Annotated in this window: 14 protein-coding genes; 7 read left to right on the plus strand and 7 right to left on the minus strand. The window is 63.7% G+C overall.

Annotated features, from left to right (window positions below; translation table 11 throughout):
- Positions 1 to 8 precede the first annotated feature (8 nt).
- The 7 genes from AC3WJP_RS25950 to pnuC all read left to right on the plus strand — a co-directional run bounded on the left by AC3WJP_RS25950 (position 9) and on the right by pnuC (position 9054).
- A complete protein-coding gene (locus AC3WJP_RS25950; protein ID WP_493724000.1) occupies positions 9 to 1355 on the plus strand; it encodes an FAD/NAD(P)-dependent oxidoreductase in 1347 nt (448 codons plus the stop codon).
- Positions 1352 to 2470: an NAD(P)/FAD-dependent oxidoreductase gene (locus AC3WJP_RS25955; protein WP_493723986.1), complete on the plus strand. Its 1119-nt coding sequence runs from the start codon at positions 1352 to 1354 to the stop codon at positions 2468 to 2470. The genes AC3WJP_RS25950 and AC3WJP_RS25955 overlap by 4 nt, the downstream gene beginning before the upstream one ends.
- A gap of 14 nt (positions 2471 to 2484) precedes the next feature.
- Positions 2485 to 3528, plus strand: coding sequence for an ABC transporter substrate-binding protein (locus tag AC3WJP_RS25960; RefSeq protein WP_493723987.1), 1044 nt, complete (start codon positions 2485 to 2487; stop codon positions 3526 to 3528).
- Positions 3529 to 3721: 193 nt separating this feature from the next.
- The gene (locus AC3WJP_RS25965) at positions 3722 to 4843 is read left to right on the plus strand and encodes a sigma-54 interaction domain-containing protein (protein ID WP_493723988.1); all 1122 of its coding nucleotides are present in this window, start codon (positions 3722 to 3724) and stop codon (positions 4841 to 4843) included.
- A gap of 339 nt (positions 4844 to 5182) precedes the next feature.
- Positions 5183 to 5998 carry a class I SAM-dependent methyltransferase gene (locus tag AC3WJP_RS25970; RefSeq protein WP_493723989.1) on the plus strand — a complete coding sequence of 272 codons (816 nt, stop codon included), beginning with the start codon at positions 5183 to 5185 and terminating at the stop codon, positions 5996 to 5998.
- Between the two features lie 410 nt (positions 5999 to 6408).
- Positions 6409 to 8238, plus strand: a complete 1830-nt coding sequence (locus AC3WJP_RS25975) for a glycosyltransferase family 2 protein (protein WP_493723990.1) — start codon at positions 6409 to 6411, stop codon at positions 8236 to 8238.
- Between the two features lie 231 nt (positions 8239 to 8469).
- Complete coding sequence (gene pnuC, locus AC3WJP_RS25980; RefSeq protein WP_493723991.1) at positions 8470 to 9054, plus strand: nicotinamide riboside transporter PnuC; 585 nt, start codon at positions 8470 to 8472, stop codon at positions 9052 to 9054.
- Between the two features lie 224 nt (positions 9055 to 9278).
- Here the strand turns inward: pnuC and AC3WJP_RS25985 are convergent, their stop codons facing one another.
- From AC3WJP_RS25985 to AC3WJP_RS26015, 7 genes are read right to left on the minus strand one after another with little or no spacing between them, the layout of a single operon-like run.
- Positions 9279 to 10895: a rhodanese-like domain-containing protein gene (locus AC3WJP_RS25985; protein ID WP_493723992.1), complete on the minus strand. Its 1617-nt coding sequence runs from the start codon at positions 10893 to 10895 to the stop codon at positions 9279 to 9281.
- 19 nt (positions 10896 to 10914) lie between these two features.
- Positions 10915 to 12297: an MmgE/PrpD family protein gene (locus AC3WJP_RS25990; RefSeq protein WP_493723993.1), complete on the minus strand. Its 1383-nt coding sequence runs from the start codon at positions 12295 to 12297 to the stop codon at positions 10915 to 10917.
- Between the two features lie 36 nt (positions 12298 to 12333).
- Positions 12334 to 13635, minus strand: coding sequence for an NtaA/DmoA family FMN-dependent monooxygenase (locus AC3WJP_RS25995; RefSeq protein ID WP_493723994.1), 1302 nt, complete (start codon positions 13633 to 13635; stop codon positions 12334 to 12336).
- Positions 13632 to 14873: an acyl-CoA dehydrogenase family protein gene (locus AC3WJP_RS26000; protein WP_493723995.1), complete on the minus strand. Its 1242-nt coding sequence runs from the start codon at positions 14871 to 14873 to the stop codon at positions 13632 to 13634. The genes AC3WJP_RS25995 and AC3WJP_RS26000 overlap by 4 nt, the downstream gene beginning before the upstream one ends.
- A 3-nt stretch (positions 14874 to 14876) precedes the next feature.
- The gene (locus AC3WJP_RS26005; RefSeq protein ID WP_493723996.1) at positions 14877 to 15890 is read right to left on the minus strand and encodes a type 2 periplasmic-binding domain-containing protein; all 1014 of its coding nucleotides are present in this window, start codon (positions 15888 to 15890) and stop codon (positions 14877 to 14879) included.
- 43 nt (positions 15891 to 15933) lie between these two features.
- Positions 15934 to 16692, minus strand: coding sequence for an ABC transporter ATP-binding protein (locus tag AC3WJP_RS26010; RefSeq protein WP_493723997.1), 759 nt, complete (start codon positions 16690 to 16692; stop codon positions 15934 to 15936).
- Complete coding sequence (locus AC3WJP_RS26015) at positions 16679 to 17566, minus strand: ABC transporter permease (RefSeq protein ID WP_493723998.1); 888 nt, start codon at positions 17564 to 17566, stop codon at positions 16679 to 16681. The genes AC3WJP_RS26010 and AC3WJP_RS26015 overlap by 14 nt, the downstream gene beginning before the upstream one ends.
- Between the last annotated feature and the right edge of the window lie 354 nt (positions 17567 to 17920).

Genomic DNA, 17920 nt, shown 5'->3' on the forward strand with positions numbered 1-17920 from the left:
GCGACGCCATGCACAACACCGTGATCGTCGGTGCCGGCCCGGCCGGTATCGCCGCGGCACAGACTTTGGTGCACTACGGCATGCAGCCGCTGTTGCTTGACGAGGGCTTGCGCGGCGGCGGCCAGATCTATCGTCGCCAGCCGGCCAACTTCAAGCGCGATGCCAAGGCGCTGTACGGCTTCGAAGCGCGCAAGGCCAGCGCCGTGCATCAGGCCATCGACGCCCTGGCGCAACAGATCGACTACCGCCCGCAAACGCTGGTGTGGAATGCCGAACACGGCCAGCTCGACACCCTGTGCGACGGCCATGTGCAGCGCCTCGACTACCAGCGGCTGATCGTCGCCACCGGCGCCACCGACCGCATTCTGCCGGTGCCGGGCTGGACCCTGCCCGGCGTCTTCAGCCTCGGCGGCGCGCAGATCGCCCTCAAGTTTCAGGGCTGCAGCATCGGCCAGCGCGTGGTGTTCGCCGGCAGCGGGCCGCTGCTGTATCTGGTCGCCTATCAGTACGCCAAGGCCGGCGCCAAGGTGGTCGCGGTGCTCGACAGCGCGCCCTTCAGCGCCCAGGTGCGGGCGACCCCGGCCCTGCTGCGCCAACCGGGGACCTTGGCCAAGGGCCTGTATTACCGCGCCTGGCTCAGTGCCCATGGCATCCCGGTCCATTGCGACGCCCATGTCGACGCCATCCATGGCGAACGACGGGTCAGCGGCCTGAGCTGGAACAACGGTCAGACGCTTGACTGCGATGCCGTCGGTTTCGGTCACGCGCTGCGCAGCGAAACCCAACTGGCCGACCTGCTGGGCTGCGATTTCAGTTGGAGCGCCCTCAACCGCAGCTGGCTGCCGCAGCGCGACGAGCTGGGCCGCAGCAGCGTCGCGGGGGTGTACCTGGCGGGTGACGGCGCCGGCATCATGGGCGCCGACGCCGCGCAGATGGCTGGCGAACTGGCTGCCCTGGCACTGCTCGCCGACAGCGGCGTGACCATCGACACGGGTCGGCGCAAGCAGTTGCTGGAGCAGCTGGCGAACATTCAGGGCTTTCGCCAGGGTCTCGAACAGGCGTTTGCGTTCCCGGCTCGGTGGGCGGCGGACACGGCCGACAGCACGCTGATCTGCCGCTGCGAAGAAGTCAGCGCCGGCGACATTCGTCAGGTGGTTGCCGAAGGCCATTGGGAGATCAACCGCGTCAAGGCCCATTGCCGAGTCGGCATGGGCCGCTGCCAGGGCCGCCTGTGCGGCGCCGCGGCCTGCGAGCTGGTGGCCCACAGCAGCGGCCGCGGCATCGAGGCGATCGGCCGCCTGCGCGCCCAGGCGCCGATCAAGCCGCTGCCGTTCGGTGTCGAGGTGGACGCATGAGCCAGGTGACGCGCTGTGACGTCATCGTCCTCGGTGGCGGCATCGTCGGCGCCTCGGCGGCCTTCTGGCTGGCCCGCCGCGGCAGGTCGGTGGTGCTGCTGGAACGGGACTTCTGTGGTTCTCACTCCAGCGGCGTCAACTACGGGGGCGTGCGCCGCCAGGGTCGGCCGCTGTGCCAGCTGCCCCTGTCGCAACGGGCCCACGAGATATGGGGCCAGCTGCCGGAGCTGCTCGGCATCGACGGCGAATACCAACGCTCGGGCCACCTGAAACTCGCCCGCAGCGATACCGATATGGCCGCGCTCAACGCTTATGCCCAGGCCAGCAGCGGCTTCGGCCTCGACCTGCAACTGCTCGATCGCGCGCAGTTGCGCCGGCGCTTCCCATGGATCGGCGATGTCGCGGTCGGCGCCTCGCTGTGCCCCGACGACGGCCACGCCAATCCGCGCCTGGTGTCGCCGGCCTTCGCCCAGGCAGCCAGACGTGCGGGCGCCCAGGTGTTCGAGCAGCGTGCGGTAGAGGCCGTCGAGCACAACGGCACGCTGTTCACCGTGCGTTGCAGCAACGGCTTGCAGGTCCAGGCGCCCTGGCTGCTGAACTGTGCCGGCGCCTGGGCTGGCACCGTGGCGGGTTGGTTCGACGAAGCCGTACCGATGCACTCGGGCCATCCGGCGATGCTGGTGACCGAGCCCCTGCCACGGGTGATGGACGTCAGCACCGGGGTCGAAGGCGGCGGCATCTATGCCCGACAGGTGACGCGCGGCAACTGCGTGCTCGGCGGCGGTCAGGGTTTCGCGCTCGATACCACCAAGGCCCGCCCTGGCCACGCAGCGGTGCTGGACATCCTGCGCAACGCCGCCGAGCTCTATCCCTTCTTGAACGGTGCCCAGGCCATCCGCACCTGGAGCGGCACCGAAGGTTACCTGCCCGACCGCGAACCGGTGATCGGGCCCAGCCGTACTACGCCTGGCCTGTTGCACGCCTTCGGTTTCGCCGGGGCCGGTTTCCAGATCGGCCCGGCGGTCGGCGAGGCGCTGGCCCAGTGGGTCGCCGAGGGCCGCAGCGCCCAACCGCTCGACGCGTTTTCTATTCGCCGCTTTCAATCCATTGCCTAGAGGAAGGACGCACCATGAACCACGTCAAACGTTGCACTGCATCCCTGTCGCTGCTGGCCTTGCTCGGCGCCGCCAGCGCCGCCCAGGCCGACCCGACCCTGTACCTGGGCATGAACGGCGGCACCATGGAGCGGCTGTATGCCGACAAGGTGCTGCCGATTTTCGAGAAGGCCAACCACGTCAAGGTGGTGATCGTCCCGGGCACCTCTTCCGACATCCTCGCCAAGGTCCAGGCCAGCAAGGACAACCCGCAGATGCATGTGATGTTTCTCGATGACGGCATCATGTACCGCGCCATTTCCATGGGCCTGTGCAACAAGCTCGAAGACAGCCCGGTGCTGGCCGACATTCCGGCCAAGGCGAAGATCAAGGAGCAAGCGGTGGCGGTGTCCCTGGGCGTCACCGGGCTGGCCTACAACAGCCGCCTGTTCAAGGACAAAGGCTGGGCCGCGCCGACCTCGTGGATGGATCTGGCCGACCCGCGGTTCAAGGACAAGGTCGTGTTCCAGTCCCTGGCCTCGTCGACCTTCGGCCTGCACGGCTTCCTGATGTTCAACCGCATCCAGGGCGGCAGCGAAACCAACGTAGAACCCGGCTTCACCGCCTGGCCGAAGACCATCGGCGCCAACGTGCTGGAATACATCGCCAGCTCCGCGCAGATCTCCGAGATGGTGCAAACCGACGAAGCCGCCGTGTTCCCCCTTACCCCGACCCAGGTCAGCGCGCTGAAACTCAAGGGCATACCGGTGGAATACGCCCAGCCCAAGGAAGGCGCGGTAGTGCTCAACGTTGCCGAATGCGCCATCGCCCACAACGACCAGCCAGAACTGGCGCAGAAGCTGGTGGCCTTTTTGCTTTCTCCCGAGGCCCAGGCGCCGGCGCTGGAAGGAGGCGATCAGATCCCGTCCAACCCCAAGACCCCGACCACCGACAAGACCCGCGCGGGTGTCGAGGCCATGGACAAATACCTGGAAACGGCAATTTCCATCGATTGGGATCAGGTCAACCAGCAGCGCCCGGAATGGAACGCCCGCTGGAGCCGCTCGATCGAGCGCTAGGCCTGTGCACGGGGCTGCCTGCGGCCCCCTTGCTGACATCTGTTCATTAGCAAATAACCACAAGTTCTTTTACGAACGAACTGCAGCTACCTATGGTTCCAAGGCTGCACGGCCCCGGGCAGGATTTGCCCAGGCGCGCCGTGAAGAATGCGCTCGCCGGCGATCTCTTCACCCTTAGACTCAAGGCCCTGCCATGCACATCGTTACCCTGCCAGATACCCCGTTGCTGGCCACCTCGATCCGCGCCACGGCGCAAGTCTTCGAAGACCCGCGCTCGCGCGCGCTGCTGGCGCGCCTGGAGCAGATCGCCCCCAGTGACGCCAGTGTGCTGGTGATCGGCGCCACCGGGACCGGCAAGGAACTGGTGGCGCGCCATGTACATCAGCTCAGTGAACGGCGCCAAGGGCCGTTCGTGGCGGTCAACTGCGGGGCGTTCGCCGAGAATCTGGTCGAGGCGGAGTTGTTCGGGCACGAGAAAGGCGCGTTCACCGGTGCCCTGACGACCAAGGCCGGATGGTTCGAGGAGGCCCATGGCGGCACCCTGTTCCTCGATGAAATCGGCGATTTGCCGATGGCCATCCAGGTCAAGCTGCTGCGGGTTCTGCAGGAGCGCGAGATCGTGCGCGTAGGCTCACGCAAAAGCATTGCCGTGGATGTGCGGATAGTCGCCGCCACCAACGTCGCGCTGGAGAAGGCGGTCGCGGCCGGGCGTTTTCGCGCGGACCTGTATTACCGCATCAACGTCGCGCGCCTGGACCTGCCGCCGCTGCGTGCGCGGCCTGGGGATATCCTGCCGCTGGCTCGGCATTTCGTCGCGCGCCATGGCCGGCGTATGGGCGCGCGGCATATCGAGCTGGAGCTGCAGGCCCAGCACAAGCTGCTGCGCTATTCGTGGCCCGGCAACATCCGCGAGCTGGAGAATGCCATCCACCATGCGCTGCTGGTGTGCCGCGACCAACGTATCCGCGAGGCCGACCTGCAGCTGTCCGAGCTGACAGCGGTGTTCGATACGTCACCCGCGCACACGGCCGTCGCCTATGACGCCCCGCAGGACGCCGACGCCTTGCTGCAGCGCGCTTTCGATCAGCTGTTTCAGGATCAGCCCGAGCGCTTGCACGAGCGCGTCGGCGATGCGCTGGTGCAGGCCGCCTACCGCTACTGCCAGCACAACCAGGTGCACACCGCCGAGCTGCTGGGCTTGAGCCGCAACATCACCCGGGCGCATCTGATTCGGATCGGCGCCCTGGTGGTGAACAAGCGAAGGGCGCCGTTGCTGGCACTGGAAAACCCGCCGTTGACGCACTTTTCGATTTGAAGTCTCGCTCCCCATGGCAAAGGGCTCACTCCCTGTGGCAAAAGGGCTTGCTCCCTGCGGCAAAGGGCTCACTCCCTGTGGCAAAAGGGCTTGCTCCCTGCGGCAAAGGGCTCACTCCCGGTGGCAAGGGGCTCGCTCCCTGTAGCGAGGGGGCTTGCCCCCGATACGGTCATTCAGTCACCCACGCTCGAGCTGATCCACCGTATCGGGAGCAAGCCCCCTCGCCACAGGTCCGTTCAGCGACCAGAAGGTTATGACCTTATGCTCCACCAACGCAGCGCACTCAGGGTCTGACGTGATAGCGTCCGCTATGAACCCTTCACTTCGCCAAGGACACCCATGAACCGTTCGCTACTGGCCCTGACCCTCGCCACCTTGCTGGCCCCGGCCCTGTCCCATGCCGCCAATGCCTCTGCCACCATTACCGATGCGCAATACCAGCAGGTCCTCAAAGGCCCTTGGCGGGCGCCGGAAAACAGCGTCCGCGACCCCTATCGCCATCCCGAGCAGACGCTGAAATTCTTTGGCCTGCGCCACGACCAGACGGTCATCGAGATCACCCCGGGGGCTGGCTGGTACAGCGAAGTCCTCGCCCCGCTGCTCAAGGATCACGGCCACTACATCGCCGCCCTGCAAGGCCCGACGCCCAGCGATACGCTCAAGCACAAGTTCGACGCCGACCCCGAGCATTACGCCAAGGCACAATTCGTGACCTTCGATCCGGCCGCGCCGGTCTTCGGCAAACCGGCTTCCGCCGACCTGCTGCTGACCTTCCGCAACGTGCACAACTGGGTCATGGCGGACGACGCGCCACAGATGTTCTCGGCCTTCTTCAAGGTGCTCAAGCCCGGTGGCGTACTCGGCGTGGTCGACCATCGCGCCAAAGACGGCGCCGACCTGCAAAGCATTAAGGACAGCGGCTACCTGCCTACCGCCTACGTGGTCAAGCTGGCCACCGATGCCGGGTTCAAGCTGCAGGCGCAAAGCGAAATCAACGCCAATCCCAAGGACACCAAGGACTACCCGGGCGGGGTGTGGACACTGCCGCCGACGCTGAAACTGGGTGACCAGGACCGGGCCAGATATGTCGCGATCGGCGAATCGGATCGGTTGACGTTGCGGTTCGTGAAGCCGGGCGCCCAGCCAGATAACTGATCCAGGCTCCGCGAACAAGGAAAAGCGTAAGTGCGCTGACTTATAACTCGCATACGATCCATTGGGCTACGCTGCTAGTTTGCAACTAGCAGATCTGATAGTACCCGGATGACTCATAATCATGCAAAACTCGAGCCCAGCCCATCGGTACTGATGGCTCGGGCCTCTTATACGCAATCGATTATCACAAGTCTTGCACCTTGGTGCTGACGACAAACAACGATCAACGCATTGCGATTATATTTCTGAGCCCGCTCGACAACGTGGCGCACCAAAGTCTCTAACGAGTACGCAGGCATAATCAAGATTAGCATTATCGTCCACCCCAAGACATTGAGCTTAATTAAAAACCCGCGCTTCGGATAGTCAACAGCCGCTGTCATTACAGCTCTTTACTGAGGATGATCCTCATGGGTGCATTATACTTCTCCGCTAGTTTCTATTGCATCGCTAGCTTGATCAGTTTGAGCCGCTGGCGTTACAAGCAACTCAATACGACCTACTGGGGAGTCCTATGGCTGGTCGCCGCGCTCATTGCGTCGACTATAGCGCTGTACACAACCAAAGACACATACTCGACACTCTTGGCAGCCACGGGCGCTCTTGTATTTGCCGCAGCGGCGAAATCTTTAATCCACTCCATCAATGCATGGGGCATTGGATATCTAGCCTGCAAATTTAGCTTTCCTCTAGCAATCCTGATAGCCTGCACGGCAGCCATACAAAACAGCAACCTGTCCCGTCCCTTGCTCTTATTATACTTCCTGCTACTCGTCGCATTCCTCTTCATCACAAGTTTCTATATTCTGTGCACGTTAGTCATAGATCTTCCAAAATATTCTATCAGCTATCCCAGACTACAGGCATCACTGGCAACGATCAGCCTAACCCACGACGCACTCAATCCGAAAATATCGATTCACGTGCCCTGCTACGCAGAACCTCCAGAACTGGTCATTGAAACTTTGGAAGCCGTTTCACGCTTGAATTACCCTGATTTCGAAGTTTTAGTCATTGATAACAACACCAAAAACCCCGACCTTTGGAAACCTGTACAAGATCACTGCAAAACCTTGGGTTCCCATTTTCGCTTCTTTCACGTCGACCCATTACCAGGCGCAAAATCAGGCGCTTTGAATTTCGCGCTGCTACACACTGCTGCGGATGCCGAATTGATAACGGTCATTGATGCAGACTACCTTGTACTTCCCGACTACCTGAGCAGATTCACGCCATTATTCAAAGACGAACGCACTGGTTTTATCCAAACCAGTCACGATTATCGAGACTGGGAAACCAACCCCCTGCTGTCAGGTGTGTACCACCATTATGTATCTCCCCACAAGACTGTACACCCAGCGCTGAATGAGTATGGAACAGCTTATCTGGTGGGAACCGTCTGTATCATAAGACGCTCCCTGCTAAATGACCTGGGAGGCTGGGCAGAATGGAGTTTGACTGAAGACCTGGAACTGTCCATGAGGATCATGGCGGCAGGTTATACGGGGCACGTATTTTCTGAAACCTGGGGCAGAGGTTTGATTCCTGAAACGATGGAAGGGATAAAGAAGCAGCAATTTCGCTGGTGGGCAGGCCCTAACCAAGAACTCAAAAAGCATTGGCGACGCTATTTCGGGCTGATTCCCGGAGCAAAACTCACCACAGCACAGCGAAGCCTTCGGTTCTACGCATTCATCAAAGACTGCATGCATACCTGTCGCTTCGTTGCGGAATTTACATTGCCACTGCTTTGCCTTTATTTGATCATGAATCAGCAAACTCTCTATATTCCCTATGGCATTCTATTTTTGATCCTGGCGATAAACCTACAGAAGAACATACAGGTATGGATTGAAGTAAAAGATCTCAGAAAAGCAAACATTGTTGACTACTTGATGACTTTATCCATAAAACGCGCCTTGCGCTGGACCAACGTTCTCGCATTTGTTCTGCCGCTGCTAGGCGTGAAAATGGCTTGGGTCAGGACGAACAAATTCAAGCAACGCAGCAATCTGATCAGCAACTTATACTCATCAAGCACCGAAACACTGATCGGGATTTACTACCTGATATGGGCCATCGTCGTGTCCCGATTCGGTGATTTCAAAAATCTGGACTTCCTGGCATTGGCATCCATTGTGTTAATGATAAATGCCCTGTCTTTCCTGACAACGCTGTTGATGAGCATCATTGGTGATCAATATCTTGAAAAAAACGGTGAAAAAACCAAGGATTCCTAGGGCGTTTGCAGGATGAGCCGATCTATTCAAGCAGCATGGACTGGATAGGATTTCAGACGTCGAATCCGCCAAGGGCAATGCCAGAGGCAGCGCCGCTGAAGATGGGCATTCGGTGATCAATGTGCCAAAGTTGCGAGCCAGCCCGTCGAGCGACTGCTGCATTCCCGGCTTTGACGGGGTAGCGCGCACTCCGCGTCTCCTGGCCAAAATCATTTCTGAAGGAGTTAGCCGATGTCCCCACTCGAAATCATCGCTGTGCTGGTCAACGTCGTCGGTGTGTGGCTGACCGCGCGGCGCACGCCCTGGTGCTGGCCGGTGGGGGTGGTGGCGGTGCTGCTGTACGTGTGGATCTTCTATGACGTCAAGCTGTACTCGGACATGCTCCTGCAACTGGTCTTCGCCGGCATGCAGGGCTACGGCTGGTGGCGCTGGCAGACCGGGCGCATGGACCAGGGCAAGGTGCGCGTCGAAAGCTTGTCAGCGCCACTGGCGGCGGTCAGTCTGGCATTCGGAGCACTGATCTCGGTGGCGCTGGGCGCGGCCATGGCGCACTTTACCGATGCCTCGCTGCCTTGGTTCGATGCCAGCCTCACCGGCTTCAGCCTGGTGGCCAGCTACTGGGCGGCGCGCAAGTTCATCGCCAGTTGGTGGCTGTGGATCGTCCTCGACGCGCTCTATACCGGCCTGTACTTCTACAAGGCGCTGCCGCTGACTGCCGTGCTCTACGCCGGCTTCATTCTGCTGGCCATCTATGGCCTGCGCGCCTGGCAGCGCGACCTGCAGGACAACGGCGCCGTCGTAGCCGCGCCCGTCTGAGCCCAGGCCGCTGAAGCCAAGGGGCATGAGATCGATGCGGCGTGACGCTAACGGCTTTCCCAGAGTGCGCCATGGGGTGTAACGGCCAGTTGTCGGCAGTGCGGCGATGATGGCCCAATCAAGCCGGGCCCTGTAGCGAGGGGGCTTGCCCCCGATAACAGTGTGTCAGCCACATTGATTTATCTGACACACCGCAATCGGGGGCAAGCCCCCTCGCTACAGGGCTACGGGAAGGTTCTGAACCGCGACGTTCCATCACGCCTCAACTGCTCCACCAGCCCAAGCTCCCAGTCCAGATACTCGCGGAACGCCGCGTTGCGATCCTCCAGTTGATACGGCGAGCGCCACACGTCATCGGCCTTGTCCCACAGCTGCGTCTCGCCCTGCTCCAGCGCTAGCCCGGCCTTGATCCAGGCCCGAGTGCCGCCTTCGAGCACCAGCACCTGGCGTGCCACCTGCGCCTGCACTTCGGCCGCCGCCAGTTGTGCGAGGCGGCCATCGCCGCTGGTCAGCACCACCGCGCCGCTGCCCGGCAATTCGCGCAACCGCTGATCGAGCCGCGCACGAATGGCGAACCAGGCTCCCGGTACATGCCCCTCGCGATAGACCAGGCTGCTGTCCAGATCCAGCACCACGGTCTGCCCCGCCGGCAACAGCGCTGCCAGCGCCGCCGGGCTCAGGCTCTGCACCTTGGGCAAGGGCGCGCGCAGCGGCTGTGGATCGTCGCCGCGTTCGCTGGCCTGCTCGGCATCGACCCGCAGGATCGACACTTCGGCCCAGCCGATCTGCGCCAGCCACGAACCGGCCACCGCCGCGCGCGCGCCATGCTGATCGTCGACCAGCACCACCCGTGCGTTCTGCACGCCGATGTACACATCCACACCTTGCACCAACTGGCCGCCTTCGGCCCAGCGCGCGCCCGGCAAGTGCCCGGCCTGGTACTCGGCGCGGGTGCGCACGTCATACAGATACAAGGTCCGTTGAGTGGCCTCCAGACGGTAGTGCTCCAAGGTCTGCAGATCGATCACCGGCACCTCGAAATGCTCGATCAAGTGCCTGGCTGCTGCATCCGCGGCCTGCAACCGAGCCGGCGCGGCCACCGTGGCCTCGACGCCGCTTTGCAGCTCGAAACCGGCGCTAAGCCAGTCCATGGTGCCGTTCTCCAGCGCCAGCACCGGGTTCTTCAGCCCGGCGTTGATCAGCGTCTGCGCGCCGATGATCGAGCGCGTGCGCCCGGCGCAGTTGACCACCACCGGCGTGCTGTCGTCGGCCAGCAGCGGATGCACGCGATAGACCAGCTCGCCATTGGGGCAGGCCTGGGCGCCGGGGATGCTGAAGTTGTCGAACTCGGCCAGGGTGCGGCCATCGAGCAGGACAATCTGCTCGCCGGCATCCAGGCGCTGTTTGAGTGCCTCGGCGCTCAGGTGCGGCGTGCCGTACTGGTGCTCGACGAATTCGCCGAAACCCTTGCTCAAGGCGCTGGTGCCGGTGAACAGCTCGCCGCCTTGCGCCTGCCAGGCCGCGACGCCGCCCAGCAGCACGCTGACCTGGTTGTAGCCGAGCGCCTGCAGCTTGGCCACTGCGCGTCGTGCCAGGGTCTCGTCGCCGGCATCGGTGACGATCACTGGCGTGTGCAAACGCGGCAGCAAGGTCGCCGCGCGCAACTCCAGCTGGCTCAGGGGCAGCCCGGCGCTGCGCAGGATGTAGCCATCGCGCGCCTGCACGCCCTGCTCGCGGACGTCGATCAAGGCGATTTCGCCATGGCCTGCCAGGCGCTCGCGCAGCTGACTGACGGTCACGGCCGGAACCACCGCCTGTTCGGTATTTTGTGGGACTGACATGTCGTGATCCTTCATCGAGTTAGTGAATGGGCGTGGGGCATACGCGGGAAAACCGCAGCAGCGCTTCGCGGGCAGAGCCCGCTCCCACATCGATTGTGGCGTGTTCGAAATGGCGCAGACGCTCGAGCAGCGCCAGCCCGTCGATACCGGCCTGGGCGCCGCAGCTGGCGGCCTTGGCGGCGAATTCAGCGGCGCTCATCGGCTGCTGACGCGAGCCTGGCAGGTGCGCTTGCAGCGCCTCCAGCACCCGCCCGTCCCGCAGGGTGAAGGCGACGGTGACCGGCGCAAAATCATGGGGGTTGCGCGGGTCGACGCGCAGATGCACCTTGCGCAGCACCCGGGCAATATCGGCATCCTGCAGCGCCTCGGGCCGCAGGTGGGCGAAGGTCACGGGGCCGCGCAACACCGCAGTCGCCAAGTGATAGCGCAGGTTGAACTGGGCGAGCATTTCGATATCGCCGTCGAGGCTGAACTCGGCGCCGACGTAGCGAAACATGAACGGCGAGACGTAGGCGACGATCTGCAGAATCTCCTGCTCGTCGATCTCGTGGCGCTGACGCAGATCCAGCGTCGCCGCGATTGCAGCCTGACTGCAGGCGGACACCGGCCACGGCTTGAGCGAGGTGTCGAGCAATTGCCATTCTTGCCACAGCCCCGTGAACAGGCGCTTGTCATCCCCGGCCTCATACAGCGCGCGCAAGCCGAAACGCCCTTCTACCGCCTGACTCGCTGCGGTGGCGCCAGCGGCGGCCAGCTGCGCCGCAAACACGCCGTTGCGGGTGGCGAAGGCCGGCTGCAAGCGGCGGCTGATGGCGGCTTCCAGGCTGCCCTGCTGGGTGCCTGCGCCCTGCGCCAGGGCCAGGCCCATGGCATCGGCCAGTTGTTCGGGCGGCAGTTTCAGCAACAAGCCAGCCGCCAACGCCGCGCCCAGACACCCATACAGCGACGTGTGCGACCAGCCGGCGCTGCGCTGGGTGGCGTGATGGGACAGGCGCCCGACGATTTCTATGGCGGCAACGAACGCCAGCAGCAGATCCGCAGCGCTGCTGCCCAGGTGTTCGGCCATCGCCCAGGCGGCCGGCAGGCAGACGATATCGGCGTGAACCTTGTCGTTGATACTGGCGTAACCGGGCATCGCCGCATGCAGGCTGTTGATGAAGGCCGCGTCCACCGGCGCCATGGGCGCGCGCGTATCGACGAACCAGGCATGGCAGTTACCGGCCGAGGGCGCCACGGTGGCGCACAGGTTGCGGGCCAGGGCCGAGGTCTGCCCGGCGGCGGCGACCAGCAAGGTGTCGGTCATCAGCAACCGTGCCTGATCCACCACCTCGGAGGGCAGGTCCTCATAACGCAGCGCGGCGGCCGCGGTGGCCAGCCGCAAGGTGATGGAGTCACCGCGCATGCACCCTCCTGCGGCCCTGGTAGCACCGCTGCACGATCACGCCCACGGCAGTTGCAGCCCGAGATTGCCGCGCAAGGTGCTGGCTTCGTATTCGCGGCGGAACAGCCCACGGCGCTGCAACTCGGGCACCAGTTGCTCGACGATCGCCTCCAGCCCCTGGGGGAAATAGTCGGCGTTCAAGTTGAAGCCGTCAGCGGCGTGCCCGCGAAACCAGTGCTCGATGGAATCGGCGACCTGCTCGGCGGTGCCGACGATATTGCGGTGGCCGTTGGGGTTGCGCTTGAGCAGCTCGCGCACGGTCAGGCGCTCCCGCGCGGCCAGATCCAACACCGCCTTGGCGAAGCCCTGGCCGGCGCGGCTGCGGGCGGCGTCTTCGATTTTGGCCCACGGCAGCTGTTCGTCGAGTTGCAAGTGCTGGGGATCGATGGCCAGGGAGTTGGCCAGGTCGAGGCGCTCGCGTTCAAAGCCGGACACCTCATCGAGCCAGTCCTTGCGTGCGATGGCCTCCTCCTCGGTACTGCCAAGAATCGGCAACAGCCCCGGCAGGATCAATATCTCGTTGGCGCTGCGCCCGTGCCTGGCGGCCTCGGCCTTGATGCTGCGATAGAACGCCTGCGCGGCCTCGAAACTGTGGTTGACGGTGAACACCGCATCGGCATGCCGCGCCGCCAGGCCCATACCCTGAGGCGAACCGCCGGCCTGCAGCAGCACCGGACGGCCCTGGGGCGAGCGCGGAACGTTCAACGCGCCCTTGACCTTGAACCAGGTGCCTTGGTGATCGATGGGATGAATGCCCTGCGCGTCGACGAATCTGCCGCTGCGCTGATCCGCCACCAAGGCGTCCTTGCCCCACGAGCCCCACAACGCCTTGACCACCTCAACGGCCTCTTCGGCGCGGGCATAGCGCGCGTCGTGGTCGAGCAGTTGCTCGAGGCCGAACAGCTGCGCCACTTCCGGGGTGCGCGTGCCGACCACGTTCCAGGCCGCACGGCCGCCGGAGATGTAATCCAGCGAGGCCACGGTACGGGCGATGTTGTAGGGCTCGTGGAAGCTCGAAGACACCGTCGCCACCAGGCCGACGTGCCGTGTCACCCGCGCCACGGCGGTCAGCGCTATGAACGGATCGAGCGACTGCCAGGGCCGCTCCACATGGGGGCCGCCGTAATCGAACCCATCGGAAAAGAACACCGCATCGAGCTTGCCGCGCTCGGCCAGGCGGCCAATGTTTTCGTAAAACTCCAGACTGAGAAAGCCCAGCGGATCATCGGCTACTCGCCACGAGGCCGGGTGGCGGCCGCTGTTGTTGACGTTGACATTGAGGTGCAGCTGGCGAGTCATGGGTGTGGCTCCTGCGCTGAAGTGAGGCGCGCCGCCCGGTGCAGCTCGAGGAGTTCGTCGAAGGCGCGATAGGGATGGCCGATGCTCCAAGGGTCCGCGACGATCCGCTGGCTGGCCCACAAGCCGATGGAATGGGGCTTCCAGCGCACCGCATCGTGCAGGGTGTGGGTGCGTGCGTCACGCCAGTAGCGATCCAGACCGCTGCCGATTCGCGCCGAACTGGCGCCCCCGACATCGAACAGCGCCGAGCTCACCTCCAGCACCGCGCGGGTGGTGAGGATCTTGGCCTGGGCCACTTCGTAAAAAATGTCCAGCACGTCTTCCAGCGCGGTGTGCTCGTCACTGGCAGCCAGGCGCCGCGCTGCGCTTTCAGTCAGGCGCCGCGCGGAACCGGCCAGCAGCACCAGTTCGCCCAGTTGCGCGATGCCCAGCACATCGTCGGCAAAGGCCTTGGCGCCACTGCCGCGGCCACCATGCACGTGGCGCGACAACGCTACTGCGCGCTGCAGTGCGCCTTCGGCCAGGCCGACATCGATGGCGGCATGCAGCAGCTGGCTTTGCGCCGAAATCCGGTACGACAACTGCGGGTCGCGCGGGTGGCCGATCACCCCGAGGGCCGACACCGGGGTGTCGACGAACGCCGAGCTGCCGGAGGCAGTGGTGCGCTGGCCGAGGCCGTCCCAGTCATCGGTGATGGTCACGCCGGGAGCCCCCTGAGTGACGATGGCCGAGCATCCGCGGCCGTTTTCATCCAGGCACTGCACGCTGATGTGATCGGCGAGCAAGGCGCCGGTGGAATAGACCTTGCGGCCATTGAGGCGCCAGCCGTCGGCGGCTTTGGTCAACGCGGCGGCGGCCTCGCCGGGGTGGCGCTCGCCAGGCTCGGCGGTGGCATTGCCGAAAAAGTGTCCGGCGCCGATCTGCGACAGATAATGGTCGCGCTGCGCCGGGCTGCCAGCGACGCGCAGGCGCTCCACCGAGTTGAAGTGGTTCTGCGGGATCTGCCCCAGGCTGCCATCAGCCTTGGCGACGATGGCCACAGCCTGGATCAGCACCTCATGATCGAAGCCCAGGCCGCCGTAGGCCACTGGCACGTTAAGGCGCCAGAAGCCTATTTGGCGCAGCTGGTCGATATGGTCATGGGCGTAGACGCGCTGGCGATCGCGGGCATCGGCAGTGGCGGCGATACCTTCGGCCAGGGCACTGAGGTCGGCAAGAAATTTCACGGCGTCGGTCATGATTCAGCGCCCCGCCACTTGGGGAGCGACGGCTTGCTGCACAGCGTTGTAGCGGTCGTCGAAACCGATCTTGACGTCGACCTTCTTCTTGATCGCACCACCGGCGAGCAAAGCATCGGCGACGTTCTGCTCCTCGGCCAGCAACTTGGCATCGAACGGCCGGAAGGCGCCGCTGCGCACTTGATACTCGTAGACCGCGCGCTCCGGCGTCAGCTTGAGGGTGGTCTGCAGCACTTGGGTGGCTTCCTGCTGGTGGCTCTTGTGCCAGGCCCAGTAGTTGCTCACCCGCTGGAAGAAGCCCTTGAGCGCTTCGCTCTTGGCCGGATCGGCGAGCACATCGGCGCGGGCAGTCCATACCCCCAGCGCCGGAATACCGGTGGCGCGATCATCCAGCAGCACCTTGGCCTGGCCGCCGCTCACACTTTGCAGGATCGGCCCCAGGCTGCCGGAATAGGCGTCGGTCTGCCCGGAGTTGAACGCAGCCGCCGAAGAAGCGCCGTCATTGAACTTGAACGGGCTGATGTCCTTTTCGGTGAGCCCGGCCTTGACCAGCGACAGCAGATACTGGGCGTGGTTGTAGCCACCGTAGTTGTAGGCCCAGCTGTGATGGGCGAGCTGCGCCGGGGTGTCGATGTTGGCCGAGGTGCGCACGGCGGTGACCAGTGGCGAGTAGTCGGGACTGTAGTCGTTGCGCCAGCCGGCGACGATCTTCAGCGGTGCGTTGGCGCTGGTCCAGTCGGTGCGGGCATTGGCCTGCTCGATGGTGAGCGAGGTATCGCCCATATGGCCGACGTCGATGGCCTTGCCGTACAGCGCCGAGAGGTTGGCGGCCGGGCCGGTGAGCAGGACCCATTTGACGTCGAACGGCGCACCGTCAAGGACCTTGGATTCCTTGATGAGGGCTGGGAAGCCAGCGTCCTGATAGGCGATGGTGAGCGTAGTGCGTTCTTCGGCACTGGCGTGCAAGGCGATAAGCCCCAAGGTGGGCAGCAGCAGGCCGCGGACAATCTTGTTCATGATCTTCTCTACTGTTGAATAAGGGCATCTGGCAGAAGTTTTTTCAGGCGACGCTGCCAAGGTTTTGCAGCACGCTGCGCTTGATCTGGTTGAAATCGCTGGCCGTGGGGTCGCGTTTGCGCGGCAGGTCGACGGCGATGTCGGCCTTGACGAAACCGGCGCCAAGCACCAGCACGCGGTCGGCCAGCAGGATCGCCTCCTCGATGTCGTGGGTGACCAGCAGCACGCCGGGCTGGTGCTCGCGCCACAGGTCGATGACCAGATCCTGGGCCTTGCGCCGAGTGAAAGCGTCCAGCGCACTGAAGGGTTCGTCGAGCAGCAACAGGTCAGGCGCGCGATACAGCGCCCGGGCCAGGCCGACCCGCTGCGCCTCGCCACCGGACAGGCTCGACGGCCAGGCATCGGCCTTGCTGCCCAGCCCCACTTCGGTCAGCGCCGCCACCGCCCGGGCATAGCTGTCGGGGGCCTTGTGGTCTTGGAGCACGACGTTGCGCCAGACTTTCTGCGCGAGGATCAGACGCGGGTCCTGGAACACCACCGAGGTCTGTTCGGCAATCGCGGCACTGCCGGCGCTGGCGGTTTCAAGGCCGCCGACGATGCGCAGCAAGGTGGTCTTGCCGGTGCCCGAAGGCCCGACCAGGGCGACGAACTCGCCCTTGCGCAGGGTGAAGTCCAGGGCGTCGAGAATCACCTGGTCGCCATAGCGTTTACTCAGGCCGTGCAATTCAATGACGGCCGGCTTTGCCGCAGGCGGAGTCAGGCGCGCGGCGTGGTAACGGTCGAGGCTCTCAAGATGGCTCATGGCGGGGTCTCCAGCTGAGCAGCGCGCGTTCGATCAGGCGCATGACGATGTCGACGATCACCCCCAGCACGGCATAGATAAGGATGCCGGCGATGATGATGTCGGTGCGTTGAAACTGGTTGGCGTTGTTGAGGATGTAGCCGATACCGGCGTTGGAGTTGATCTGTTCGGCGGCCACCAGCCCCAGCAGCGCGGCGCCGGCGGCATAGCGCCAGCCCACGAGGATGCTCGGCATGGCCAGCGGCAGCACGATCAGGCGGACCACCTGGCGCTGGTTCATGTCGAAACTGGCACCCAGTTCCAGCAAGCGTTTGTCGATGGCGCGGATGCCATGGTAGGCGTTGAGGTACACCGGGAAGATCGACGCGCCGATGATCAGCAGCACCTTGGACCACTCGCCGATACCGAACCACACCACGAACAGCGGCACCAGGGCAATGAACGGGATGGTGCGCAGCATCTGCAGCGGCGCGTCGTATAGACGCTCGGCCAGGGTCGAGAGGCCGGCGACGACGCCCAGCACCAACCCCAGACCACCGCCGATCAACAGCCCCAACCCGGCGCGTCCGAGGGACACCGGCAGCGCTGCCTGCAACTCGCCGGTGTGCCAGAGCTCCTGATAGGCCTGGATAATGCTCCACGGCGAAGGCAAGACGAACTCGCTGAGCCAGCCGGCCTGGGCACTGAGCTGCCACAGGCACAGCAGCACAATCGGGATGAGCAACCGCAACCCGCCCAACCGACCGGCCTGACGCCGCACCCGCCCCAACCAGCCAGCGGGCGCCCCCACGCCCTCGTGAAACCGGTACTCGACCAAAGGCACCTCGGCGACTTCGAGAGCGGGCGACGACAAGGGCGAAGCGGACTGACGCATGGCGATGACTCCTTTACAGAACGTGCACTGGCGGGGCGACTTTCAGGCAGTCACTCGCGCAGTTACGGCACAGCAGTAATAGAGCAAAGCCACGCGGAACGGAAAGAGCGTTATGTTCTATGGTTATATAAACGGCTGAACATTATTGATTAATGCTTGAGGTTATAAACTTAAAACCAGTTGGTACTTTGAGTTTGCTTCGGCCTTTCGCTGGGGGACTTGCATCGAATACAGCAGGGAAGCGTTTTGGAGGTGGGTTTTGAGATTGCAGTGTGGGCCTTTGCTGCGGGCCTGTGCGGCGCGCCCTGCCCATTGGCCCTTCGCCTAGGCTCAGGGTACCCGCGTTCCGGCTTC

It is taken from the genome of Pseudomonas sp. GW821-FHT01A09 (assembly GCF_058986725.1).